Source organism: Hippea alviniae EP5-r (assembly GCF_000420385.1).
Lineage (GTDB): Bacteria > Campylobacterota_A > Desulfurellia > Desulfurellales > Hippeaceae > Hippea > Hippea alviniae.
Genome location: NZ_ATUV01000002.1, coordinates 334,695 through 359,724 on the forward strand (window position 1 = coordinate 334,695; position 25,030 = coordinate 359,724).

Annotated in this window: 20 protein-coding genes; 14 read left to right on the forward strand and 6 right to left on the reverse strand. The window is 36.8% G+C overall.

Going from position 1 to position 25,030, the window contains the following annotated elements:
- The first annotated feature begins 12 nt into the window (after nt 1-12).
- The 11 genes from G415_RS0108470 to G415_RS0108520 all read left to right on the forward strand — a co-directional run bounded on the left by G415_RS0108470 (nt 13) and on the right by G415_RS0108520 (nt 10,811).
- Nucleotides 13-687: a Crp/Fnr family transcriptional regulator gene (locus tag G415_RS0108470; protein ID WP_022671252.1), complete on the forward strand. Its 675-nt coding sequence runs from the start codon at nt 13-15 to the stop codon at nt 685-687.
- A gap of 88 nt (nt 688-775) precedes the next feature.
- Nucleotides 776-1,231 (forward strand): rhodanese-like domain-containing protein, encoded by a 456-nt coding sequence (locus tag G415_RS10365; RefSeq protein WP_022671253.1) that lies wholly within the window; start codon nt 776-778, stop codon nt 1,229-1,231.
- 67 nt (nt 1,232-1,298) lie between these two features.
- On the forward strand, nt 1,299-1,838 hold the full coding sequence (locus tag G415_RS0108480; protein WP_022671254.1) for a TorD/DmsD family molecular chaperone: 540 nt from the start codon (nt 1,299-1,301) through the stop codon (nt 1,836-1,838).
- Nucleotides 1,820-2,977: an NrfD/PsrC family molybdoenzyme membrane anchor subunit gene (gene nrfD / locus G415_RS0108485; protein ID WP_022671255.1), complete on the forward strand. Its 1,158-nt coding sequence runs from the start codon at nt 1,820-1,822 to the stop codon at nt 2,975-2,977. Before G415_RS0108480 ends, nrfD begins: the two co-directional genes overlap by 19 nt.
- The gene (locus G415_RS0108490; RefSeq protein ID WP_022671257.1) at nt 2,970-5,276 is read left to right on the forward strand and encodes a molybdopterin-containing oxidoreductase family protein; all 2,307 of its coding nucleotides are present in this window, start codon (nt 2,970-2,972) and stop codon (nt 5,274-5,276) included. The genes nrfD and G415_RS0108490 overlap by 8 nt, the downstream gene beginning before the upstream one ends.
- Nucleotides 5,277-5,278: 2 nt before the next feature.
- Nucleotides 5,279-5,860, forward strand: a complete 582-nt coding sequence (locus tag G415_RS0108495; protein WP_022671258.1) for a 4Fe-4S dicluster domain-containing protein — start codon at nt 5,279-5,281, stop codon at nt 5,858-5,860.
- A 14-nt stretch (nt 5,861-5,874) separates the two neighbouring features.
- A complete protein-coding gene (locus G415_RS0108500; protein ID WP_022671259.1) occupies nt 5,875-6,237 on the forward strand; it encodes a hypothetical protein in 363 nt (120 codons plus the stop codon).
- A gap of 6 nt (nt 6,238-6,243) precedes the next feature.
- A complete protein-coding gene (locus tag G415_RS10885; protein ID WP_022671261.1) occupies nt 6,244-6,633 on the forward strand; it encodes a QcrA and Rieske domain-containing protein in 390 nt (129 codons plus the stop codon).
- Nucleotides 6,630-7,442 carry a cytochrome b N-terminal domain-containing protein gene (locus G415_RS0108510; RefSeq protein ID WP_022671262.1) on the forward strand — a complete coding sequence of 271 codons (813 nt, stop codon included), beginning with the start codon at nt 6,630-6,632 and terminating at the stop codon, nt 7,440-7,442. The genes G415_RS10885 and G415_RS0108510 overlap by 4 nt, the downstream gene beginning before the upstream one ends.
- Nucleotides 7,420-9,183, forward strand: coding sequence for a hypothetical protein (locus G415_RS0108515; RefSeq protein ID WP_022671263.1), 1,764 nt, complete (start codon nt 7,420-7,422; stop codon nt 9,181-9,183). Before G415_RS0108510 ends, G415_RS0108515 begins: the two co-directional genes overlap by 23 nt.
- Nucleotides 9,171-10,811, forward strand: a complete 1,641-nt coding sequence (locus G415_RS0108520) for a cytochrome c3 family protein (RefSeq protein ID WP_022671264.1) — start codon at nt 9,171-9,173, stop codon at nt 10,809-10,811. The genes G415_RS0108515 and G415_RS0108520 overlap by 13 nt, the downstream gene beginning before the upstream one ends.
- Here G415_RS0108520 and G415_RS10375 read toward each other — a convergent pair.
- Entirely contained in the window at nt 10,776-13,100 is a 2,325-nt protein-coding gene (locus tag G415_RS10375) for a cytochrome c biogenesis protein CcsA (RefSeq protein WP_022671266.1), read from the reverse strand. The genes G415_RS0108520 and G415_RS10375 overlap by 36 nt on opposite strands.
- Before the next feature lie 81 nt (nt 13,101-13,181).
- Here G415_RS10375 and pseB point away from each other — a divergent pair, with 81 nt between their 5' ends.
- Both pseB and pseC read left to right on the forward strand, forming a co-directional pair.
- Nucleotides 13,182-14,180: a UDP-N-acetylglucosamine 4,6-dehydratase (inverting) gene (gene pseB, locus G415_RS0108530; RefSeq protein WP_022671267.1), complete on the forward strand. Its 999-nt coding sequence runs from the start codon at nt 13,182-13,184 to the stop codon at nt 14,178-14,180.
- On the forward strand, nt 14,177-15,322 hold the full coding sequence (gene pseC / locus G415_RS0108535; RefSeq protein WP_022671268.1) for a UDP-4-amino-4,6-dideoxy-N-acetyl-beta-L-altrosamine transaminase: 1,146 nt from the start codon (nt 14,177-14,179) through the stop codon (nt 15,320-15,322). The genes pseB and pseC overlap by 4 nt, the downstream gene beginning before the upstream one ends.
- A 48-nt stretch (nt 15,323-15,370) precedes the next feature.
- Here the strand turns inward: pseC and G415_RS0108540 are convergent, their stop codons facing one another.
- Nucleotides 15,371-17,176 carry a flagellin N-terminal helical domain-containing protein gene (locus tag G415_RS0108540; protein WP_022671269.1) on the reverse strand — a complete coding sequence of 602 codons (1,806 nt, stop codon included), beginning with the start codon at nt 17,174-17,176 and terminating at the stop codon, nt 15,371-15,373.
- A gap of 214 nt (nt 17,177-17,390) precedes the next feature.
- Here G415_RS0108540 and G415_RS0108545 point away from each other — a divergent pair, with 214 nt between their 5' ends.
- Entirely contained in the window at nt 17,391-20,150 is a 2,760-nt protein-coding gene (locus G415_RS0108545; protein WP_022671270.1) for a 6-hydroxymethylpterin diphosphokinase MptE-like protein, read from the forward strand.
- Between the two features lie 85 nt (nt 20,151-20,235).
- Here the strand turns inward: G415_RS0108545 and serA are convergent, their stop codons facing one another.
- Genes serA through mgtE form a run of 4 tightly spaced genes read right to left on the reverse strand, consistent with a single transcriptional unit; the run spans nt 20,236 to nt 25,030 of the window.
- Nucleotides 20,236-21,825, reverse strand: coding sequence for a phosphoglycerate dehydrogenase (serA, locus tag G415_RS0108550; RefSeq protein WP_022671272.1), 1,590 nt, complete (start codon nt 21,823-21,825; stop codon nt 20,236-20,238).
- Nucleotides 21,813-22,304 carry a TlpA family protein disulfide reductase gene (locus G415_RS0108555; protein WP_022671273.1) on the reverse strand — a complete coding sequence of 164 codons (492 nt, stop codon included), beginning with the start codon at nt 22,302-22,304 and terminating at the stop codon, nt 21,813-21,815. Before G415_RS0108555 ends, serA begins: the two co-directional genes overlap by 13 nt.
- A 3-nt stretch (nt 22,305-22,307) precedes the next feature.
- A complete protein-coding gene (glmM, locus tag G415_RS0108560) occupies nt 22,308-23,660 on the reverse strand; it encodes a phosphoglucosamine mutase (protein WP_022671274.1) in 1,353 nt (450 codons plus the stop codon).
- Complete coding sequence (mgtE, locus tag G415_RS0108565) at nt 23,657-25,030, reverse strand: magnesium transporter (protein WP_022671275.1); 1,374 nt, start codon at nt 25,028-25,030, stop codon at nt 23,657-23,659. Before mgtE ends, glmM begins: the two co-directional genes overlap by 4 nt.

A 25,030-nucleotide genomic window follows, 5' to 3' on the forward strand; every position in this document is an offset into this window, starting at 1 on the left:
GGCTTAGAAGAAATGAGTGATATAAGAGTAATCAAGAATATAGAGATATTCTCTCATCTCAATAATGAGACTCTAAGAGAAATCGACAGGTATATAAAGATAAAAAATTATATAAAAGGAGAGATAATATTTATAGAAAATGATGTTGTAGATAAACTTTTAATACTTAAAGATGGTAGAATTGAAGTTTATAAAAATAATGAAAATGGTAAGAAATTCACACTTTGGTATATAAGACCCTTTGAACCGTTTTGTCTTGCTGCTTTTACTCTTGGTAAAGCTATATCTAATGTAAGAGCTGTGGAAAGAAGTAGTGTCTATTACATTCACAAAAAAGATGTCGAGAGAATATTTAAGAAATATCCGGATGTTTATGCTAAGGTTCTCGATATAATGGCTCATAGATTTCTTATAAAGTCAAGAATTCTTGAGAATGTTGCACTGAATGATACAAAAATGAGAATATTCGACATATTGACAGATAACAATTATATGTTTACTGCTGAAGAGAGATGTGTTATTCCGCTTACTCAAAACGAGATAGCATCCCTAAGTGGTGTGTGCAGAGAGACTGTCTGTAGAATTTTATCGCGCCTAAAAAAAGAAGGTATATTGGATATAGGTCAAAAACAGATAGTAATAAAGGATTTAAAAAAACTTCAGGATTACTGCTCGAACAGGTCTTAATTCAAGATGTGATTTAAATCACATCTATTAATTTTCTCTCTCTATATAATTGAAACCGAAAATGAAAACTTGTAAAGGGAGGTGCTTTATGAAGAGATTTTTTGTGTCAATGGTAGCAGCTTGTATGTTCATCTTTACTGCAAGCTTTGGTGCTCATGCTGGAACGCCTGTCTCAAAAAAGAAGATGGAGATTGCTAAGCAGCACATCCAGCAGGTAACACCGCAGAAGGCAGCAGAGATGAAAGGTGCAATCTTTGTTGATGTAAGAAGCTTGCCAGAGTATAAGGCTGGCCACATTCCTGGTGCAATATGGGCTCCAAGAGGATTGCTGGACTTTAAAGCTCTTAAATGGTTCAAGGATAAGTCCAAGACTTACATCGTTTACTGCAAAACTGGCGGAAGAGGCTCAATCTCCACATACGATATGGTTCAGCTCGGCTATAAAGCTTACAACTTAAAGGGTGGTTTTCTTGCTTGGAAAAAGGCTGGTTTACCAATCGAGAAAGGTGCTCCTGCTGGCTTGGGTAAAGGTGTAGAGAAATAAGAAAGAAACAGTAAAGACCAAGCCCTTCTTCTGTTTAATCAGGAGAAGGGCTTTTTAAAGGCAAAACATGAGTGAGCTTTCCGAAGCCTTAGGGATTTGTGCGGATTTGCTTTATTATCCAGAAGAAGAGATAAAACATGAGTTTGCAAGGTTGTTTTCTCTTGTAGGGTCCACAAATAAGGTGGATGAAATCTTGGAAGGTAAGAGTTTGAGTGACTTGCAAAGTCATTATATTAGCATGTTTGATGTAAAGTTTGGTGGTGTTGAGTGTGTGCCTTATGAGTCTTGGTGGTCTAAAAAGAGACTTATGGGTAATGAAGCTTTGAATGTTGAAAAATTCTATGAAAGGTGTGGTTTTAGATACAATAGGGATGAGTTTAAGATGCCGCCAGACCATATCTCTATAGAAATTGGATTTCTTTCGCTTCTTATAGAAGAGAAAAGATTTGAAGAAGCGTGTAAGATGGTTAGAGAACATCTCGGATGGGTGAATAAGTTTTATGAGTGCGTAAAGGATAAAAGTAAAATATACGGGGAAATTTTGTCGATACTTGTAAATTTTCTAAACAAGATTAAGAAGGGGGAAGTATGTCTCAGCGAATCTTAAAAAAGCAGTTTGCCATTGATGGCTGGGTCGTGTTTTATCTGTTACTTGCTGCTGTCGGTGGCATAGGTATGGCTTTGGTATTTTTTAACGGTCAGGAAGCAAGCTATAATGTAACGCGCGAGATTTCTTGGGGTCTTCTCATTATAGGCTATTCGTTTTTTGTCGGAATAACAACCGGCCTTTCTTTGCTTGCAGCCTTTGGCCATCTGTTTGGTTTTGAGAATTTTCATGTATTAAGTAGAAAGATTATGTGGATGGCTTTAAGTGCCTTGATTGCTGGATTTTTTATAATTTTTTGGGATTTGGGTGGACCTTTTAGATTGCAAATATTGAGATTTGTGGTAAATATCGTTCCATTTCACTGGACTTCTCCTATCTGGTGGATGTCTGTTTTGTATGCTATGGAGTTGCCTATCCTTATAGTTGAAGTTCTCCTACTTCTTGCCAATAAGGAAAAATACACCTTTATTGCAAGTATTCTGGGTTTTATTGTTGGAATAAGCGCATATAGCAACATGGGATTTGTTTTTTCTGCAAATGTGGCAAGGCCGTTCTGGCATGGCCCATTTATTCCGATGTTCTTTATTCTTTCAGCTGTTGGTCTTGGAGCTGCCTTTGCGATTATTGTTCTGTTTATAAGTAGAAAAGAGCTCTCTGATGAAAGATTTGAAATAACATTAAAGATATTCTCGAAAACTTTATTCTTGGTGCTTCTTACTGTTATATTTGCAAAAATCTGGAGAACGATAGCGCTACTTTATGGAAGAGAGCCCATGACCTATCAGGCAGTAAAGGAGCTTGTTGCGGGTTCTATGGCATTTAATTTCTGGTTTTTCGAGATATTGGTTGGCATTTTAATTCCTTTCTTTGTTTTGATTTTTTCAAGGTTTAAGTCTTTGTGGGCGTCGCTTTTTGCTGCTTTCTGTGTGATAGTTGGCGTATTCTTCATGAGATACGATGCCGTTATTGCAGGCCAGATTATTCCTGAGAACTCTGTATATTTTGACAAAGTTGAAGTTTTACACTATTTTCCGTCGATTGCTGAGATAAGCCTGTTTATCTCAGCTGCAGGTGTTATGGGTCTGTTGTATGTTTTAGGAAGTCGGATTCTCCGATTAGAGGAGGAAAACCATGGCTAAAATAACAAGAAGAGCGTTTATAAAAACTGCTGCTATAACGACTTCTGCTTTAGCGGCAGGTAGCGTGTTTTCTAAGAGTTCGTCTGCTAAATCTAAAAAAGAGCTGTATGATGAGAAAATGACACATTACGACAAAGGAAAAACGAGTTTTACATACTGCGAAATGTGTTTTTGGAATTGCGGCGTTATAGCTCATACAAGAAACGGTGTTGTTCACAAACTTGAAGGTAATCCTTTTAATCCAAACAACAGAGGACATCTCTGTGCAAAAGGAAACTCTGGAATTATGTCTTTATACGACCCTAACAGGCTCAAATATCCGCTTATAAGGGTTGGGAAAAGAGGGGAAGGAAAGTTTAAAAAAGCAAGCTGGGATGAAGCGTTTGACTATGTAGCTAATAAGCTTAAAGAGATAACCAGCAAGTATGGTGCAAAAAGCGTTGCAAGCTTCTTGCACGGAACGGGAGAAGAGCCATTTATTATTCTTTCTCATGCCATAGGAACACCTAATGTTGTTATACCAGCTTACTCTCAATGTATGGGTTCAAGAGAAGTAGGTTGGGTTTTAACTTATGGAACTGGTGTTTCAGGGCACTCGACTTTCGATTTTAAAAACTCAAAATATATAATCTCTTTCGGAAGAAACCTGCTTGGTGCTTTGCAAGTAAGGGAAGCAGAAGATGTGACGGAAGCTTTAGCAAGAGGGGCGAAATTAGTTTACTGCGACCCAAGATTTTCTGAAACTGCTGCAAAAGCCTATAGATGGCTTCCTGTAAGACCGGGAACAGACCTTGCTCTTATTTTAGGTATTATACATGTAATGATAAGAGATGGGCTGGTTAATATGGATTTCGTCAATAAGTATTGCTTTGGTTTTAGTCAGCTTGCAGAACATGTTAAACAATATACGCCAGAGTGGGCAGAGAAAGAGACTGGTATAGACGCAACAACGATAGAAACAGTTGCTTGGGAATTTGCAAAATACGCTCCTAATGTTGTTGCTGTTCCGCCAAGACGATTCTCAAGGTATGGCAACGATACTCAAACATCAAGGGCTATAGCCATACTTAACGCGCTTGCAGGAAATTGGGGTGTTCCAGGCGGTATATGGGTAAGAAGCAAGTATGCCTATATATTAGCAGAATACAACAGAGGCGAATGTGATGTTAGGGAGATAGAGTTTAGAGAACCAAAAGAAGGGGAGCCGCCAAAGCCAACCGATGAGAGAGCTGATGGAGCAGGAACATTATTCCCGCTTGCTCCAAAAAGCTTGGGAAGAGAAAATGGAATGATAGAAGCAACAAGGATGCAAAAGCCTTATCCTATCAAGGCTTGGCTTCTTTATGGGACAAATCCAATAGGCTCTTCTTCCATAGGTAAGAACAAGCTCGTTGAAGAAGTTATACCTAACCTTGACTTTATAGTTGATATAGACATAATACCAAACGACATCAGTATGTATGCAGATGTTATATTGCCTGAATCTGTTTATCTTGAGAGATACGACTTGCCACACATTCAGAAAGATGCTTATCCGTTTATCGCAATAAGAGAACCTGCTGTAAAACCACTGTTTGATACGAAGGGTGCATGGGATATAGCAAAGGGCATAGCAGAAAGATTGGGTCACGGTAAATATTTTGAAAAGAGCGTCGAAGGGAGAATAGAAGAGATATTGAAAGAGTTACCAGAAGAGCAACGAAAAGAGCTTAAAGAAAAAGGTGTTGTGGTGTTTGAAGGCACGCAACCTTTCCCCCAGGCTGCAGGAGAAGAGCTTAAATTTAAAACGCCTTCTAAAAAGGTTGAGCTTTACTCCACGAAGCTTGCCAAGTTTTACGAAGAGAAGAAGGATGAGTATTACTATCCATTGCCCAAATATGTTCCACCTGTTCAGCCGAAAGAGAGTGGAGCTTATAGATTGTTATTTGGAAGGGTACCTATGCATACTCATGCAAGAACCCAAAACAACAAGATGCTTGCAGAAATATATCCAGAGAACGAGTTGTGGATAAACGAAGAAGAAGCCAGAAAGCTCGGACTCAAAGAACACGATAAGGTTGTTCTTCATAGTCTTGAAACTGGTGTTGATTCTGAACCTATAAAAGTGAAACCTACAGCAAGAATAAGAAGGGATTGTGTGTTTATTGCTCATGGGTTTGGACATATCTCCAAATTCCTTGAAGTCGCATATAAGAAAGGAGCTTCTGACTCATCTCTGTGTAGTGACGGCGTTGACAGAATTAGTGGGGCAGCGGCTTTAAACAACGCTTTCGTCAAAATAAAGAAGGTTAGGGGTTAATCATGGATGCAAAGAAGAGAAAACATAGATATACCATGGTTATAGTGCAGGATAGGTGCATAGGATGTATGGCATGTTATAGTGCCTGCAAATTTGAATGGGAAGTGCCGATTAATAAAGAGATGTTTAGAACGCAGGTTTTAGAGATTGAGAAAAAAGGAGTTGATGGCAATCCCGTTGTAACCTTTCTTCCTATACTGTGCAACCACTGCGATAACGCTCCGTGCGTTGATGTCTGTCCTACAGGTGCAAGTTATAAAAGGGAAGAAGATGGCATTGTGCTGGTTGAGCCATCTATGTGTATAGGCTGTAAGGCATGTATGGAAGCTTGTCCTTATAATGCAAGATATTATAATGAAGAATTGACAGCTGTTGATAAGTGCACATTCTGCTTGCCGAGAATAAGCAATGGCCTTGAGCCTGCATGCGTTGCAACTTGCGTGGGCGAAGCAAGGAATTTTGGTGATTTAAATGACAGAAACAGTAAGGTTTACAAACTGCTAAAAGATGCTAAAAAGGTTTGGAGACTTCAGGAAGATAAAGGTACATTGCCTAATGTTTATTATGTAAGTATGAATGATTGAAAGGAGAGAAAGCCATGAAGAGAGTATGGGTTGTTGTAAGTGTGATAGCAATATTCTTGTTTGTTGTGGGTGGTTTACAGATAAGGGCAAGTCAGTCTGACTATTACAGAATGGATAAGGCTCTATGCGAGAAATATGTGGAGATGTCCCAGAAAGCTTTGCAGGATAACGATTTATACTCGGCTAAGCTGTATGCACAGAAAGCTGTTCAGGCTAATCCTTGGAGTAAAAAAGCATGGAATAATTACAATATGATTATCGTAAGAATTACTGGCGGTAATCCAGATATTACTCTTGAGCCAAAGAAAGAAAAGGCTGAATTGCCACAAGAAGCACCTTCTGCTGAAGGTGAAGGAGAAGAGATAGAAGGCTGCTAAACAGATTTGAATAGAAGAGACTTTTTAGGGAAGGCTTTAGTTTATATGCCTGCTTTAGGCGTTTTGGCTTTAGCCTTCCCTTTTTATTATTTTATAAATTCCTTATACAGCAAAAGAAGAGTCGAGATCCCGATAAACAAAATAAACAAAAGAGTTGTGTTTTTTAAAGATTACGATATTTTTATTGTAAAGGTGGAAAGCGGATTTAAAGTTTTTGACGCTCACTGCACTCACATGGGATGTATATTGAATTACAACAACAAAGATAAGCTGTTTGAATGTCCTTGTCATGGAAGCGTATTTGATTTAAGCGGAAAAAGACTTAAAGGACCTGCCAGAAAGCCGCTTAACAGATTGACTTTTAAAATTGTTAATAATAGTTTAATCATAGGATGAAGATAGATTATGTAATATCATGGATATGCCAAGCTCTGTTTATTGTTGCTTTGTTGAGTGGCATACCACTTGTCTTTGCCTATTATCCACAACACGCTTTTGAAAGTGTTCAGAAAATAACATATTTAACACCGTTTGGCTTATTTTTTAGAAAACTTCACTATTTCTCTTCAGAGCTTCTTTTGTTTTTCATCGTTTTTCATGTGATTATAGAACTTTTTTTGTCTTATAAGAGCAAAAGAAAAACAGAGTCTGACTATCTATTTGGCAGTTTAGCTTTTATTGCCGTGATTCTTTTAATGTTTAGCGGATATGTTTTAAAAGCCGACCAGAATGGTCAATCTGCGGCTTTGGTTGCTCAAAATATAATGAAGGATAGTGTAATTTTGAAGTATTTTAGTTCGTTTTTGAGTGATTCTTCTGTCTTTTATTGGAAGTTTTTTTTGTGGCATGTGATATTTTTGCCCTTCTTCTTTTTTTTGTTTGTTTTTTATCACGCAAAAAGAGTTTTACCAAGGATTGAGTTTGTATCTATAGCTTTATCGCTGAGTGTTATTTTTATGCTGTTTTTTAAAATGCCAAAGGACATTCCGTTTAATTTGACTTCAAAGCATTTGACAGGTCCTTGGTTTTTTGAAGGTGTTGAAAATATGTTAAAGATGAATGTAAATGTTGATATTGCCGTTTTTCTTGGTTTTTTTCCGTCTATTGCCCTTATGTTTTATAAAAATGAGTCAAAGTTCAAAACAGTTATAAACATACTGCTTATTCTTTGGGTTATATTTTATGTTGCGATTAGCTTGGTTTAGGTGGATTGCCGTTATATCCGCTCTGTTTGTTGTAGTTGTTGTTCTGTTTGAGTTTGGTTTTGAGAAAAAGAGAAAGGCTCCAAGAACTGTTGATTCTTGCGTTGCATGCCACAACGATATAAAAACCGTTGGAAAATCTCATCCAATCTCTGTTTTTGGTTGCGCAACCTGTCATGGCGGAAACAGATATGCAACAGATAAGGATGTGGCTCATAAGGGAATGGTGAAAAATCCTGCCAGACTTGAATATGCATCTAAGTATTGTGCTAAGTGTCATTCTGATGTTATTGATAGAGTAAAAAAATCTATAATGGCAACCAATAAGGGTATTATTGGCGTTTTAAATAGGAAGTATTTGGGTATTGATAGCTATCCTTCTATTGAAGAGATTAAAAGTATAAAAACGGATAATCTTACGGTTAGCTATTTTAGAAAGATGTGTGCAGCATGCCACATAAATCAGCTTCAATCTATTTTCCCGAAGCAAAGAGTCAGGGGTGGTGGCTGTATCGACTGTCATGGCGTAAAGGAAAAAAATAATCCACATACAATTTTAACTACACGCATACCATCTTCAAACTGCCTAAAGTGTCATAATCGTTCCAACAGGATAGGGCTTGCATACTTTGGTCAGTTTCAATCGGCAGGATATGGAACACCCTATAAACATGGTGAGTTTTCGCATGTAATTAAGGGTGGTGGTAGATATTATTTGAAACTACATGCTGACATTCATTGGCAGAAGGCTCAACTTGAGTGTATAGATTGCCATACAGAACACGGCATAATGGGTGATGGTTATGAACATAAGAGATTTGAAGAGCAAGTTGTAATACAGTGTGAAGATTGTCATAGTCCGCAGTTTGGCAAACCCAACGAATTGGCTAAGTTGCTTGCACAGACAAATGCAAAGATACCGTTGAAGGATGATATAGAAGTAGCTTATACGCACAAGGATTTTAGACCTATCTATAACCTTCAAAAAGACAGAAGTGGTAGAATACTTTTTTATAGAAAGCTTGATGGAAAGCCTATAGAGATGAAACTAATGTCAAATAAACCCTATCATACACTCGACATACACAAAAAACTCTCCTGTCAGGCTTGTCATTCTGAATGGATGCCTTCCTGTTATGGCTGTCATGTTGCAAACTTTGAAGACAAAAAGCAATTTGATTGGCTCTTACACAAACCAACAAAGGGCGCATTTAGAGAGTTTAGCTCGTTTAATAGGTTTTCTCATCCAACACTTGGAATTAGTTGGAAGGGTAAAATTATGCCGTTTGCACCGGGTTGTCAGTCGTTTGTTACGGTCTATTCTGGCAAAATAAAACCCAAAAATCAATTTCATAGGCTCTTTTTTGCATCGTGGGACCCACACACAACACAACTAAGATCAAGAAGCTGCACAGATTGCCACTTCAATCCTGCAACAATCGGCTTAGGCAGAGGCTCACTTCACATAAAAAACGGAAAAATAGTCTTTAATCCTGTTTATAATTCTAAACTCTCGGGTTTGCCAATAGATTTCCCGCTTGATGCGTTTGTGAATATTGAAGGAAAACAGCTTCAGGGTGTATCCATAAAGAGCGAAATGGCTTTTAATAAAAAAGAGATAAAAACGATTATTTCTGCATATAGCTGCATTTTGTGTCATGGCAGTTATTCTGATAAGATTTATCAGGATTTTGAAAGTTCGAAAAAGCTATTTTTGGAAGGTAAAACGCCATGCTCAAGGTGATTGTTATTCTTGTTGCTTTGACTATATCTTCTTATGCAGAAGGCATAAGGGATTGCACAAGTTGTCATAAGATAGAAAAGATTGACAATGTTCACAATTTGAGTTGTGTAGAGTGTCATGTTTTGAAAGAGAATCGTGATAATATTTATTCGCACAAGGTTGTTATAAAAAATCCGTCATCCTTTGAGTATGTTGATAAACAATGCGCAAAGTGCCATAAAGCAGATATAGAAAGAGTAAAAAACTCGCTTCATGGAACGCTCTCTTCAGCTATAAACATAACCAGATTTGTATGGCATGCGCAAGGCAGTTATAAACCGATTTATGGTATCTTTAAAGCAAAATACTTAAAAGCCATACCAGAGCCAAAGGAGAAAATAGAAAAGCCGGCCGATTTGGTTGACGATTTGTTAAGGAGAAAGTGTCTAAGATGTCATATTCAAAACAACTCTTTTGGAACTGTTGGAACATACAGGGCAAAAGGATGTGCAGCCTGCCACATGGAGTATTCAAAATTTGGCAGATACGAAGGTATGGATGCTACAATTTACGGCAAGAAGGGTTTTTCAAAAACACATAGATTCTTTAAACATCCGAAGATGTCGAGTTGTCTTGCGTGTCATAACAACGAATTTGTGGGAAGCGATTATGTTGGGCTGTTTCCACAGGATTATGATAAATCATTCCGTTCTCCTATAGAAAAAAGTGGCTATTTCAAGATGAGACTATACGGCATAGGTCAGCATCATCTAAGCAGCGATATTCATTTTAAGAAGGGTTTGACATGTGTCGATTGTCATAAAAAGTCCGATGTTATGGGTAATTATAAGCTTTACGAAAGAGAGCTTGATGCAGTAAAGATAAGGTGTGCTAATTGTCATGGTGGATACAAAAAAAAGCCTAACAGCCGTTTTGTTAAAAGGGTTGGTAAAGGATATATTTTTAGGTCTGTTAGCGGTAAAAATTTTTATGTAAAGCAGTTTGATAAAACATTAGATGCACATAAGTATCACAAAAATGTCTCGTGTAGCGCTTGTCATTCTCTTTGGCAGTCAAACCACTTTCAGCTAAATCTCTATCTTGATAAAACCAAAAATTATGCAATGTGGAAAAATTTGATTTATCAGGAAGATCCATATCTTGAGCGGTTTTTGAAAAAGGCTTTAAAAGACCCAAGCTTAAAACCTATAATGCCAGATTATATAGACAACAAACTTAAGAGTGGTATCTGGTATTCTGGCTGGCTTGCAAGGCGATGGATGCCTTTTGTTTTGGTTAAAGATAGGGATGGTATCTATAGGATAGGAAGGCCGCTTTTCCAATATAGACTCACCTATAAAGATAGAAATGGCAAAATTGTATTTGATGATATTGATAATATGTCTGTTATAATGCCATATTCGCCACATACGATATCACTTTACGGCAAAAGCTGTGAGCAGTGTCATAACAATAGATTTATGTTTGATGAGAATGCCTTAAAAGGTTCTGCAGAAGAACTATTTTTTCAAGGTAAGGTTCTGTTTGGAAGAAAGGTTGATAATAAAAGCCTTATAAATACCGAAAAATACAAAAAGGTCAGATTCGAAGAGCTAAGAAGATTTTTTATTGATGCCAACAGTAAATAGTGTGTACAAAACAAGAACGAACCATATAGCTATACCGGCTTTTATTGCATAAAACCAAACTGGAGATGCTTCTCCTTTTCCATAACTGTGAAGGCCTAAGGCTAAATAAAAGTTTACGCCAAAATATGTCATAAGGATAAAGAAAAAGCTAAATATGTAAAGAAAAGCCATAAATGTGCCGCTAACTCTTTTTGTTGCTTTTAGGTGGAGTATAGTTGAGTATGCAAGAATAGATATTAAACTCCAAGTCTCTTTCGGATCCCAAGACCAGTATCTTCCCCAGCTTTCATTTGCCCAGATGGCTCCCAAAATGGTTCCAATCGATAAAAGAAGAAGGCCTATGTAAGCCGAAAGGGATGATATACTCTCCGTTTGTTCTCTGTTTTTTGTCTCTATGATATATATAATGGCTGATACCGAAGAGATAGCCAAGAATCCATACCCAACAGTTATGACTGCAACATGAAATAGAAGCCAATATGATTTTAAAACGGGTATTATGTTTATTATCTGTGGGTCTATGTCGCTTAGGCGGGCTGTGAGCATAAACATGCCAGAAACAAAAAAGCCAGCTCCTAAAATTGAGATGTTTCTTTTGAATACAACAAGGGATACCAAAGCTATGCTCCATGCTATAAACACAATGGATTCGTAGGCATCAGACCAGGGCATGTGTCCTGATATATACCATCTTAAAATTAGATTTGCAGAATGAAGTAAGACAAGAGAAATTCCAGTAAAAATACATGGTTTGTATAATTTTGAGATGATTCTTTTGCTTGAAAATCCGATTATTATTAAAACCAAGCCAAAAATTGGATAGAGTATCGCAAGCTTTGAAAAAATTGATAGGCGATTATATATAATCTCTGCTTCTATTTTTATTTTTGATGGTATTAGTTTTGGTGAGTATATCTTTTGGATTGTGTATATTATTTTTATCAACTCTTTTTCTTTTTTAGTGTCGTAATTCGATATAGATTTAATCAGAAGTTTAAAGATGTTTAAGTAGTATGCATTTTGCAAGTCTTGGACAGAGAGCCAATCTGAGTTATTGAATTCAGAAGGAAACATTTTAAAGATAGAAGCATTATACACTTCGTTTGCTATAAATACTCTCTCTGCTATTTTTAGCCATTCTTTATCTTCTCTGCTTCTTTGGTTGGGTGGCTTTCTTAAGGCTCTGTTTATTTCATCAGAATAAGCAAAGAATCCTGTTAAACTAAAAAAGTCGTTGAATGATGCATACCTTCCTTTTATCTTGAGTTTTTCTCTTATCTGTTTGTTGCCAATATAAATCATTTTGATGTTCTGAAACAGGTTTGGATGTGTTAACATTCCTGTTATTATCTGGTTATAATTCATTCCGTATAAGCTGCTTTTCTTTGTCAGTTTATATACGATGTTTTTGTCAAGCGTGTCCATTGACTCTATTCTTCCGTTGTTTTGAACGAGTATTCTGCTCCATAGCTCGCTGACTTTTTTTGATTTTTTAGCCCACTCTTTTATGGTTGCGGAGTTGGATATGTTTTGGGTTGAGTGTATTATTAAAAAAAGCATAAGGGTTATTTTTGAAAGTTTTTTCAAGGTCTCTTTTAGTTGGGCAGGTGGAAATAGTATAAGCAGAAAAGAACCTATCGAGAATAGCAGGTATCCGAAGTATGTTATGTAAATTCCTGGGTCGTATCGGATAAACAGAACAGAGCCTTTTTCATCCGGGTCATAACTCATCTGATATATTCTGAGCCCTTTAAATTTTATCGGATGGTTCATGTAGATGTGATAATAAAAAGACTTGTTTCTGTCCGTTATTACTATATAGCTATCATAGCTTTTTGGTTGATTGCTTCCTAAGTATTTCTCTATGACAAAATTTGTTAAAGTTATCTCAAAACCGAGCGGCTTTGTCTCTTCTTTAGAAGGATTTGACCTGAAAGTTTCTAAAAAATTTGATGATGTTTGGCCAATTCTTAAATGAAGTATGCCTTCGAATGCCTTGTGTCTTGTTATCCCTGCTCCTATAAGCATTACGAGTATGGAAAGATGAATTAGAATTAAGGGTGGCTTTTTGTATAGCTTGTATCTTAGGATGGTTAGCGTTAGATTTATTCCTAAAATCCAAAATATGAACTCAAACCAATCTGTTCCATAAACATTAACCCATGCTTGTTTGTCTGAAGAAAAATATAGTGTTGCACTCATAAAGTATATCATTAATGCGATAAAAATTACAATAGTTAGTTTAAGGGAAGAGAGCATGTTGTAAAATTTTTTCATTACTGAAACCATCTACTATCTATATACAACTGTTGACTTAAAATCAATTGGTTTGCTTTTTGCTAAAAGTTTAAAAAACAAAAGGGAGGCAACATGTTTAATGACAAAACAATTTTAATAACAGGCGGAACAGGAAGCTTCGGTAGAAAGTTTACTGAGCTTCTGCTCAAGAGATATAAACCCAAAAAGATTATTATCTATTCGCGAGATGAATTTAAGCAATTCGAGATGAGCAAGGTTTTCAACGACAAGTGCATGCGATACTTTATTGGCGATGTAAGGGATAAAGAGCGTCTTAAAAGGGCTTTTGAAGATGTTGATTATGTCGTTCACGCAGCGGCATTAAAGCAGGTTCCAGCAGCAGAATACAACCCGATGGAAGCAATAAAAACAAATGTGCTTGGTGCAAATAATGTAATCGATGCAGCATTAGACAGCGGTGTAAAGAAGGTTATTGCCCTTTCAACTGACAAAGCTGTTAATCCTATCAACCTATATGGAGCAACAAAACTTGCAGCGGACAAGCTATTTATCGCAGCAAACAAAATGAAAGGCAAAAGGGATATAAAATTTAGTGTTGTTAGATACGGTAATGTCATGGCATCTCGTGGTAGTGTTATACCATTTTTTATGAGATTGACAGAAGAAGGAGCAAAAGAGTTGCCTATAACCCATCCAGAGATGACACGCTTTTGGATAACATTGGAAGAAGCCGCAGAGTTTGTTATGAGTTCGTTTGAAACGATGAGGGGTGGTGAGATTTTTGTGCCTAAGATTCCATCTATGAGAATTACTGACCTTGCAAAAGCTATAAATCCTGATGCCAAATTTAAGATAATCGGCATAAGACCCGGCGAAAAATTACACGAGACGCTTGTATCTATTGATGAGTCTTACAATACAATAGAGTTTGAAAATTATTATGCCATTCAGCCATCCATAGATGTTGCAGAGAGCGAAGAATACCTAACAAACGCATGGAATGAAAAGGGCGAAAGAAAGGAGTATGGTTTTAGCTTCAGGTCAGATAACAATGGCTGGTGGCTTACGGTAGATGACTTAAAAAAGAAGCTAAAGGAGATTTATGGATGATTCCATACTCTCATCAGGTTATAGATGAAGACGATATAAAAGCTATTATTGAAGTCTTAAAAAGCGATTTTTTAACGCAAGGCCCAAGGTTAAAAGAGTTTGAGAATGCTTTAGCTGATTATTGTAAAGTAAAATATTGCGTTGCATTTAACTCTGCCACGACGGCTTTATATGCTTCATGTTTCGCCTTAAATTTAAAAAAAGGAGATAAATTTATAACAACACCTATAAGCTTTGTTTCAACGGCAAATGCCGGTGTCTGGTGTGGAAGCGAGCCTGTTTTTGCGGATATTGAACTAAAAACGGGTAATATCGATATAAATTCTGTTGAAAGTTTGGTTGACGATAAAGTTAAACTTGTCATAGGTGTTGATTATGCTGGCAATCCTTTAAAATGGGATAAACTAAAAGAGCTATCAGAAAAGTATGGTTTTAAGCTTATCGATGATGCATCTCATGCGTTAGGTGCAGAGTATAAGAAAAAAAAGATAGGTTCATGCGATTTTTCTGATATTACTGTTTTTAGTTTTCATCCGGTAAAACCTATAACAACCATTGAAGGTGGTGCTGCTTTGACAAACGATGAGAAAATTTACAAAAAGCTTTTGATGTTTAGAAATCATGGAATTACAAAAGATGAAAGCGATTTTGTGTTTAGAAGCGATGGTGATTGGTATTATGAGATGCAGTTTTTATCCTTTAATGGCAGAATGAGCGATGTTCAAGCTGCTTTGGGTTTGTCTCAACTAAAAAAACTTGATGGTTTTATTGAAAAGAGAAGAAAAATTGTTTCGCTTTACAGAAATGAATTTAAAGATAAAGGTTTTTTTGAGTTTTTAGAAGAGACAGAAGATACAAAAAGTGGTTATCATTTGCTTGCTGTTTTGCTCAAAGACGGTTTTATTCAAAAAAGGCGAGAAATTTTTAAGAGATTAAGAGATAAAAATATCGGAGTTCAAGTGCATTATATTCCAATTTATAAACAGCCCTTTTATAGGAGTATATTAAAAAATGAGCCCTATTGTCCCACTGCCGAAGAATTTTACAAAAGAGAGTTGAGTCTGCCTGTCTATCCTTCGCTTCCTACAAAAGAGTTGAACTATATTTTTAACTCTATTTATGAGATTTTTTCAAAAGAATAAAAAAGGGAGACTTTTGAAAGTCTCCCTTTTTGTGTGCTTGAGTTTTTATTACTGCAGCAGTCTGAGAACATTCTGCTGAACTGCATTTGCCTGAGCAAGAGCATAGGTACCAGACTGAGCAAGAATCTGCAGTTTGGAGAATGTTGAAGACTCTTGTGCGAAGTTTACGTCTCTAATTGTGGATTCTGCACCGTCAATATTAATCTTCGTCACTGAGATGTTTTCGACGGTTGCCTGAATCTGGTTCTGGATAGCACCGAGAGAAGACCTGACAGCGTCAAGGTCGCTTAGGGCAGATTGAGCAATCTTGATTGCGAGCTCAGCACCTTGAGTTGTCATTACATTGACGTCATCGAGTTTATTGTTAGGTGCGATAACGCCGCTTTTGAATCCGCCAACACTTGGCTTGTCTCCGCCTACAGTTATGTTATCCGTTGATGTAAGGATTACTTTTCCTCTGTGTGATTCATTGGCAAGATAATAATTATCGTGATTTGCATTTGTATCGTCAAGGCCTAAGAATTGTAAGTGGCTTGCGGCAGCATTATTAACAGTGCCAGGACTACTTGCAACATAGATATTTAAATCTTCACCATCTCTTACTATAATCTTTAAATCATATTGACCCGCAGTAGTAGTCGAAACATAACTTGCCCTTATATTATTTGTGCTTATACCCGCTGCCTGAAGCTGGGTATTAATAGACTGAGCCGCAGTTTTACCAGATGCATTAGCTGCTACCGTTAATTTTATACCATTTAAATAGAAGCTGAATCCAGTTAAAACTTGATTTTTTGTTCCTTTAATGGCTGTTTCAGCTGTACTTAATCCTGTTATGGCTGCGGCATTGCCATGCGTCTCTATAGCTATATTTCTTCCATCAATGGCCGTAAGAACAAGCTGACCACTCTTGTTTACACTTGCAACAACACCAGTCTGGTCTGTGTATTTATTGATTGCATTGACTAACGCACCGTTTGAATCGTTTGCTCCAACATTAACCTGACCGATGTTAACACCGTTTATCCATAAATCACCAGCATTAATTGTTCCAGCCTGAATTGCAGCAGTTCCGGTTACAACATTAGATGCCCTTGCTTCAACACCACCAGTGTCAAGCTGAACAGCGTTGATTGCAGCAGCAACTGTTTTTGCATCAAGCTGTCTGAGCCTGTCTATTCCAGCTATATCCTGACCTACACCAACACCATTGATTGTTAAGTCGTTATCTTTTAATTCAATGAGATTTGTCTTGCTATTGTAGGTAAGTATATTACCTGTAGTATTGCTTGCTTCCTGTTCTGGCTCAAGCCAATCTGCTGTCAATGTCCCATTAGCCACCCAACCGATAGAGTCTGCTGCTGTTCTTCTTGCTCCTATTGAAATCGTCTGGTCCATATATGCGCCAATGTGGACTATCTTGTCAGTAAATGTTCCATCAAGTAGCTTTGTGTCTTTATAGGATGTTGTCTCTGCAATGTTGTTTACTTCCTGAATGAGTTTGTTAATTTCTGCCTGAATAGCTTGTCTTGAAGATGGGTCTTCTGTTGCGTTTGCAGCCTGTGCTGCCTTCTGTGCGATTGTCTGAACGATGTCGATGGATTTCTGCAGAGCCATGTCTGCAATCTGAATGAGTTTGATAGCGTTATTGCCGTTGTTTATAGCCTGATTTAAGTTCATGGACTGAAACTTAAGACCGTCTGCGATTGTCATGCCTGCTGCATCGTCTGCAGCCTTTGTAATTCTTAAACCTGTTGAAAGTCTGTTTAAAGAGAGTGATAGTTTGTTGTTCGTGTTGTTAAGGTTGAATACTGCATATTCAGCAGCGATGTTGGTATTGATTCTAAGTCCCATTGCTTACCTCCTTTTAAGTTTTAAGGTTAAACATAGATTCCCGAACCCTTAACCTTTAGGTTTTGATTTCTCCTAAAGGGCATCACCTCCTTACTTCTTTTGTTGCCTATCTATTTAGTCGGCAGCTTTTAAGAAAACTTTAGCCTTTTGTCTAACTTTTTTAGGAATGGGTATTGCTAAAAGATTAAAGCAATTACAGTAGTGGGGGTCAAAGATGCTTGAAAAAAACAGATTGGCTTTAAAAGAAAAAGGAATTTTGGAGATAATAGAAAACTGTGAAGACGACCCAAATATAAAAGTAGAGGACGATAAGCTATTTTACGGTGATATTGAACTGGATGAAAAAAGGAAGGTAAAAGAAAATGTTAAACCTATTGACACAATTTTTTTGCACGGGTTTGGATACGGCAATACATTAAAGATTTTAAGAGAAGCCTTTCCTGAAACGGTAATTGTTGTTCTGGAAAGTAACCCTTGTATTATAAAGAAAACGCTCGAGCATAAAGATTTGTCTGAAATTATTCTGGATAAAAAAGTAATAATAGCTATAATAAAGAATATAGAAATAGCACAAAAAAATATAACAACGGTAATAAAAATACTTAATCAACGCCTAAACTGGAGCGATGTAATACAATTTACTTCGCCAAACTACGACAAAGTATCGTTTTACAAAATAAAGGAAATAAGAGACATACTAAAGAAAGAACTATCTTTGATAATCGTAAATAGAAACACCTTAATCAACAGATCCGTGCATATGAGTGAAAATATCTTGTATAACATACCTTCCTTAGCCAAAGGTGGATACATAGAATATTTTAATGATAGATTCAAAAACAAACCGGCTGTAATTGTTGCAAGCGGTCCTTCTTTGTCAAAAAATGTTGGACTGCTAAAAGAAATACAAGATAAAGCAGTGATTATAGCCGCAGACAGCGTAATATCTGTATTGAAGGATATAGATGTTGAACCCGATTTTGTATGTGGCGTTGATCACCAACAAATTAACGAGAATAAATACTCTCCAATATTAAAAGAGAAAAAAAGAAGAAAGTCGCATTTTGTAGGAGCCGATGGTATATACTTTTCCATACCAAAATTATTTAAACACTCATTTTTTGAACTTTCAGGTGGGTCTATAGGCTACCTTTACTCGGATATTTTTGAAAAACCCAAAAAGAAACATTTCTCTTTAAACAATGTTGCCAACATAGCTATTCAACTTGCATATATAATGGGTGCAAATCCGATAATATTTATTGGTCAGGATTGGGCTTACTCTGGTGGTCAAGACCATGCAAAGGGCGTATTCTTATCTGGTGGTTTACCTAAGAATGTTATCTGGGTTAAAGGAAATTATGAAGAGAAGATTCCAACGACTGAAACCCTTTACTCTGGACTTAAAATCGTAGAAGAGATTATAAAAAGCACAAAGAATGAAGGGTTTAAATATGTTAATGCAACGGAAGGTGGTGCATATATTGAAGGGACAGAAGTTATAAGTTTTAAAGAAGCGATTGATAAGTATTTAAAAGAGCGCATAGACAAAAGTTTTATAAAAAAACCACGAATTGAACTAAAACATGATGCATTTATTAGAAAAACGGAAAAAATAAGCAAATCACTTGAGGACATTATTAAAAAAGCGACAAAAGCGCTGGCAATTGACAACAAGGTTTTAAAGAGATGGATAAGAAATAAAAATGTTGAAGAAATCAGAAAAGATGTAGATGAAGTTAATAAAATAAATGATGAAATAACTTTTGATAATGTGTTCTCTTCGGCGGTTGCAATATTTTACTTTAAGGATTTCTTCTACTTTTACAGAGAAGAGATGTATATAGAAGGACAAGACACAAAAAAAAGAATTGAACAGTCCATCAAATATTTCAAACTTATAAAGAGCAAAAGTGTTTTGGTTAAGAAAAGAGTTGATAAATTGCTTGAGTTTCTGAAACTTGAGCACGATTTTATTGTTGATAAAGAAAAATTTGTTAAGAAACTCGATAGAATAATAAGACTTGCCGAATTGTATTTTGAATTTAAAGATACATACTCTGGACTTGAGCTTGTTGATTATGCTTTGAGTATCTATCCAGATTCTGCTGATTTGTATTACTGGAAGGCAAAATTACATACATTAAACAGATTTATGCATAAAGAAGCACTTGAAAGTTTTGAAAAAGCAATCGAATTAAGGCCTGATTTTGAAAAGGCAATTTTTGACTATGAAGTTGAAAAGAAAATGGTTATGTCTCACATGATACTTGCAAAAAATTCTGTTGAAAAAAAGGAGTTCCCAAGAGCTAAACTGCTTTTGAAAAGAGCGCTTGATTACGAACCGGATAACGAAGAGATAAAAAGATGGATAAAAATCGTTGATGAAATCGCGAAACTTGATCAAAATGTCCAAAGGCAAAACTTACTATTTGAACAATTAAAGATAGAAGATGAATCCTTTGATATGTACAAAAAGGCAATAGATTTTGTGAAAAAAGAAGAGTTTGATAAAGCGTTTGATATACTAAAAGAGCTTTACGATAAGCATGGTGCGTTTGGCGATATTCCATTTTTACTTGGTAGTATTCATGTGGACAGAAAGGAGCTCGACGAAGCCGAAAAATATCTAAAAGAAGCCGTTGAGCTTATTCCGTATCAGCCTTTGGTTTATCTTGCGTTGGGTAAACTTTACATAGAAAAGGAAGAGTATCTCTTGGCAAAAGAGAATCTCGAGAAAGCAATCGCAATGAATCCGAACTTAAAACCGGGCGTTTTAGATACACTCGGCAATCTCTATTATGAGTTTGGAGAGTATGAGAAAGCTTTTAAAGCGTTTGAAGAGTTTTTAGAGTATTCAGATGATAAAATAAAAACATTAACTAAACTTGCTTTGTGCTACAAAGAGATGGGCATGATTGAAGAGTATAACAAGCTTATGGAAAAAATACGAACAATTACAGAAGCGAATTAGAGTATTAAGACTCTTTTGGGATTTAGGGTTTAAGGTTTGAGATGAGATAAAAAGAAAAAGGGCGGAAAACAAATGCCACCCTTTGTTAAAGCCTAACCTTAGATATGGAAATTGCACCGTCTATATTCCATATCTCTTTAAGTATGGCTTCGCTAACATCTTGGTCAACTTTGATAAAAGAGAGCGCTTCGCCAGTCTCTTTCTTTCTGCCAAGTCTAAAGTCTGCTATGTTTATGTTGTGCCTTCCTAATATCTCACCAACTTTGCCAATAATGCCTGGTTTGTCGTGGTTTCTGAAAACTATTATGTTTCCTGTTAACTCTATCTCCATGTCAAATCCGTCCATATAGACAATTCTTGCCTTGTTTGGCTCAAAAACTGTTCCGCCTATCTCAAGAGTCTTATCGTCGTCGTATTCTGCACTTATGAGAAGATAATTTTTGAATTCGGTGGCTTTGTCGTATATTTTTGTTTCTATTTCTAAGCCCCTCTCTTTGGCAAGGTATGGAGCGTTAACATAATTCACATGTTCATCAACCATATTCTTCAATATTCCAACTGTCGTAAATAAGCCGAGAGAGTTTGTGCAGCTTTCTATCTCACCATGTGCGTAAACGGTAATTTTTCTGATAAAGCTTTTAACATATTGGGATAAAAACGAGCCCATTCTCTCTGCCAAACCGAGAAACTGTTTGCCGAGTTCGGTTATCTCTTCTTCTTCCATCTTGATGTTTACGGCGTTTTCATATCCCCTACCTTTTAGGGCATCGATTACAGACTTTGCTATACCTTCTCCAACCCTTACCTGAGACTCGTAAGTATTAGCACCTAAATGCGGTGTTGCTATAACATTGTCAAACTCAAGAAGTGGATGATTGGGTTGCGGTTCATTCTCGAATACATCAATTCCCAAAGCTCTTATTTTTCTACTCTTTAGACCTTCATATAGAGCCTTTTCGTTGTATAAGCCACCACGGGCACAGTTTATCAGTATGACACCATCTTTCATCTTTTCTATCTCTTCTTTATCTATCATGTTGTATGTTTCGTTTGTCTTTGGCGTGTGAATAGTGATTATGTCGGCATTTCTAATTAGTTCGTCCAAATCATCAACGATTTTTGCACCTATTTTTGTTGCTTTCTCCTTAGGAATATACGGGTCATAAACAATAACATTTGCACCAAAACTCATTACCCTTATGGCAACCCTGGTTCCTATTCTTCCCATACCTATAATACCAACGGTTTTGCCGTATAGCTCTATACCCATCCACTTTTTTCTATCCCATATATGTTTATATTTAAGCTCGTAATTGGCATTGGGCATAAATCTCAAGCAGTTTAAGATGAATGTCATTGTATGTTCTGTTGCAGCAAGCGTATTACCTGTTGGCATATTTAAAACGACAATACCCTTTTTGCTTGCTTCTTCTAGATCTATATTATCGACACCAACACCCGCCCTTCCAATAACTTTTAGATTTTTGCAATAGGATAGGAACTCTTTGTCTATGGTTGTTGAACTTCTTGTTATTATGGCATCTGCATCTTCTAACTGCTTGGGCAACTCCTTTTTGTCCACATCGCTTTTTATTTCAACTTCTATGTCTGGTTCGTTTCTTAAAATATCTATGCCAGCTTCGGAAATGTTATCACATATTACTACTTTGTGCATTGTTCCTCCTTTATAAGCTGTTTTAGTGTTTCTTCTATTGTAATTATTGGCCTTTTGCCTATAAATTTTTTTACTATTTTGCCTTTTTTATCAAGTATTACAATTGTCGGTGTTGCTAATATTCCTCCGATACTTCTTAAATCGCTTTTTGAGTGTATTCTCCAGATTGGATAAATAACATTTAAATCCTTTATAAAATCACCAATATCGTATCTATCCCTACTCAAGCTTATGCCCAAAATAAAGACCTTATCCTTGTATTGTTTGTATAGTTTATTTATCTCTTTTGCTTCATGTTCACATGGTGTGCAGTCAGGGTAAAAAAATACAAGCACGACAGGCCTTTTGCCAATATAGTTTGCTACATTTGTTGTTGTGTCGTTGTCAAAGTATGGAGCGTCAAGTCTTATGCTTATTTTTGCAAAGGCAACTGGAGAAAGGATAAAAAAAGCTAATAAAATAATAAGGGTTTTTTTCATGGCTTACCCCTTTAAGCTTTTTTCTGCGGCTTTTTTGACTATTTCCAAACACCTATCCACCATAGCGTTTTCAAACGCTTCGGCAGTAATTCTTAGAAGCGGTTCTGTTCCTGAGTATCTTACTATTAATCTTCCAGCATCCTTTAGAATACTGTTTGCCTTTTTGATGGCTTCCTGCATCTCTTCTATCTCTTCCAATGGCGGCTTGCTCTTTACCATCACATTAACCGTCTTTTGTGGGATTGTTTTGAAGTTCTGAGTTAATTCAGATAATTTGGCCTTCTCCTGCTGCATTATAGACAGCACCGCCAAAGCTGTCACGATACCATCACCGGTTGTGTTGTTATCCCACAAAACTATATGTCCGGACTGCTCACCACCTAAATTATAACCCTTTTCAATCATTCTCCTTACGATATTCTTATCTCCAACATCAACCCTTTCAAGATTAACGCCCATATTTTTCAAAAATACTTCAAGACCATAGTTGCTCATCACTGTTCCAACAACCGTGTCGTTTTTAAGCTTTTTTTCCCTTTTAAAGTTTGAAGCAAGTATGGCAAGTATGGCATCGCCATCAACAAGATTGTATCTCTCATCAACCATCAAAACCCTATCACCATCACCATCAAAGGCTATGCCCACATCTGCCCTGTATAATTTTGTGGCTTCGATTATCGTCTTTGGGTATGTAGAGCCGCACTTATCGTTTATGTTCGTGCCATTTGGCTGATTGTTTATTGCGATAACTTCTGCTCCAAGTTCTTCAAATATCATGGGAGCAACTTTATATGTAGAGCCATTTGCGCAATCAAGCACAATCCTTAAACCTTCCAAACTGACACTATAAGGTATTGTATCTTTTGCAAATACAATATACCTTCCCAGTGTATCCCTGATTCTGTATGCCCTTCCGATTTTGTCTCCTGTTGCGCCTTTCTTATCCAATGTATCGCTTAAAATCAAGTTCTCTATTTTTTCTTCAAGCTCATCGTCAAGCTTTAGACCATCTTTTGAGAATATCTTTATGCCGTTATCATCATAAGGGTTATGACTCGCTGATATTACAACACCTGCATCACATCTCATACTTCTTACCAAAAAGGCTATTGCAGGTGTTGGCATAGGCCCTACAAGGTAAGCATCAGCACCCATAGATACAACGCCGCTTGTTATGGCGCTTTCAAGCATATATCCAGATAGCCTTGTGTCTTTGCCTATGATTATTTTTCTTTTTCTATCCGTTTGCCCATCAAGCGCATAAACCAAAGCCTTGCCAAGTTTATACGCTAAGTCTCCAACCATCGGATAGATGTTGGCTTTTCCTCTTATTCCGTCTGTTCCAAATAGCTTCATAGCTTTACTCCAAAATACCTAATTGTGAATGTTGCTATGCTTAGATAAATCAGAAGACCCATTATATCGTTCATTGCCGAGATAAAAGGCGATGCAGCAACAGCCGGGTCAACATTGAGCTTTTTTAATCCCAAAGGCAAAAGAGCACCTATCATGGTTGATAAGAACATTGAAATAAAAAGCGAAGCGCCAACGACTAACGCCAAATAGAAGTTTCTCTGAAACACCATCGCCATAGCAAACCCTAAGATGGCAAAGAGCGTTCCTATGGATATTGCCGTCTTTATCTGCCTTCTTATTATCTCCCATATCCCATGTTCGTCAAACTTGCCAAGCGCCAATGCCCTTACAACGATTGTCTGAGACTGCTGACCCGTATTACCACCCAAAGCCATGATTAACGGCATAAAAAACGAGAGCGATATAGCAGTCTTCAATGTCCCATCAAAAAACTTAAGCACACTTCCCGATATAGACTCACCAATCAAACTCATAATAAGCCACGGAGCTCTGTATTTTATAATGTTGATAATTTTTGTCTCTTCAAACTCTTCACCCGATGTACCGATTAATTTATAGATGTCTTCTGTTGTCTCTTCCCTTATAACATCGATTATGTCGTCAACAGTGATAATTCCGACAAGCCTATTTTTATTATCTACCACAGGAACACAAAGCAAGTCGTATTTTTCAACAAGCTTTGCAACTTCTTCCTGGTCCATATCCGTTCTTACAGAGATTATATTTGTGTTTGTTATATTCTCTATCTTCTCGTTTCTATCTGCTGTTATTAACGCTCTCAATGTTACGACGCCTATAAGATGCCCAAATTTATCAACAACATAGACATAGATTATCTTTTTCTCTTTGCTTGCCTTTCTTATCTCTTCTAAGGCTTCTTCAACGGTTAAATCCTTATCTATAGCAAAGAAATCTGGGTTCATTATGCCGCCTGCTGAATCTTCTGGATACTTTAGCAGGCTGGCTATCTCGTTTTTAAACTGCTCATCAAACAGAGACTCAACTTTATCTGCAAACTCTTCGTTTAGCTCTTCCAATATGTCAACAGCTTTGTCGATAGATATGTTTTGAAGTATCTTTGCCGCTTCTTCTGGCGATAACTCTTCAAGCAGCATTGCGGCTATCTTGTAATCGTCAAGATACTCAATTGCTTCGGCTTTTAGTGGCAAATCCTTAAGCGCTTTTATAGCGTAAATTCTCTCATCAGGTGCTAAATTCTGAATAACTTTTGCTATGTCGGCAGGATGGAGTTTGCTTAAGATATTTCTAACATTATCTATCGCTTCTTTTCTTATGAATTTTCTTACTGTTTGGACAATTATACCTGTGTTTGCATGCTCTTTTGTCAT

Bases quoted from the DNA above. Each gene is read 5' to 3' on its own strand.
- G415_RS0108470 (WP_022671252.1), top strand. From the start codon at position 13: ATGAGTGATATAAGAGTAATCAAGAATATAGAGATATTCTCTCATCTC.
- G415_RS10365 (WP_022671253.1), top strand. From the start codon at position 776: ATGAAGAGATTTTTTGTGTCAATGGTAGCAGCTTGTATGTTCATCTTT.
- G415_RS0108480 (WP_022671254.1), top strand. From the start codon at position 1,299: ATGAGTGAGCTTTCCGAAGCCTTAGGGATTTGTGCGGATTTGCTTTAT.
- nrfD (WP_022671255.1), top strand. From the start codon at position 1,820: ATGTCTCAGCGAATCTTAAAAAAGCAGTTTGCCATTGATGGCTGGGTC.
- G415_RS0108490 (WP_022671257.1), top strand. From the start codon at position 2,970: ATGGCTAAAATAACAAGAAGAGCGTTTATAAAAACTGCTGCTATAACG.
- G415_RS0108495 (WP_022671258.1), top strand. From the start codon at position 5,279: ATGGATGCAAAGAAGAGAAAACATAGATATACCATGGTTATAGTGCAG.
- G415_RS0108500 (WP_022671259.1), top strand. From the start codon at position 5,875: ATGAAGAGAGTATGGGTTGTTGTAAGTGTGATAGCAATATTCTTGTTT.
- G415_RS0108510 (WP_022671262.1), top strand. From the start codon at position 6,630: ATGAAGATAGATTATGTAATATCATGGATATGCCAAGCTCTGTTTATT.
- G415_RS0108515 (WP_022671263.1), top strand. From the start codon at position 7,420: ATGTTGCGATTAGCTTGGTTTAGGTGGATTGCCGTTATATCCGCTCTG.
- G415_RS0108520 (WP_022671264.1), top strand. From the start codon at position 9,171: ATGCTCAAGGTGATTGTTATTCTTGTTGCTTTGACTATATCTTCTTAT.
- G415_RS10375 (WP_022671266.1), bottom strand. From the start codon at position 13,100: ATGGTTTCAGTAATGAAAAAATTTTACAACATGCTCTCTTCCCTTAAA.
- pseB (WP_022671267.1), top strand. From the start codon at position 13,182: ATGTTTAATGACAAAACAATTTTAATAACAGGCGGAACAGGAAGCTTC.
- pseC (WP_022671268.1), top strand. From the start codon at position 14,177: ATGATTCCATACTCTCATCAGGTTATAGATGAAGACGATATAAAAGCT.
- G415_RS0108540 (WP_022671269.1), bottom strand. From the start codon at position 17,176: ATGGGACTTAGAATCAATACCAACATCGCTGCTGAATATGCAGTATTC.
- G415_RS0108545 (WP_022671270.1), top strand. From the start codon at position 17,391: ATGCTTGAAAAAAACAGATTGGCTTTAAAAGAAAAAGGAATTTTGGAG.
- serA (WP_022671272.1), bottom strand. From the start codon at position 21,825: ATGCACAAAGTAGTAATATGTGATAACATTTCCGAAGCTGGCATAGAT.
- G415_RS0108555 (WP_022671273.1), bottom strand. From the start codon at position 22,304: ATGAAAAAAACCCTTATTATTTTATTAGCTTTTTTTATCCTTTCTCCA.
- glmM (WP_022671274.1), bottom strand. From the start codon at position 23,660: ATGAAGCTATTTGGAACAGACGGAATAAGAGGAAAAGCCAACATCTAT.
- mgtE (WP_022671275.1), bottom strand. From the start codon at position 25,030: ATGACAAAAGAGCATGCAAACACAGGTATAATTGTCCAAACAGTAAGA.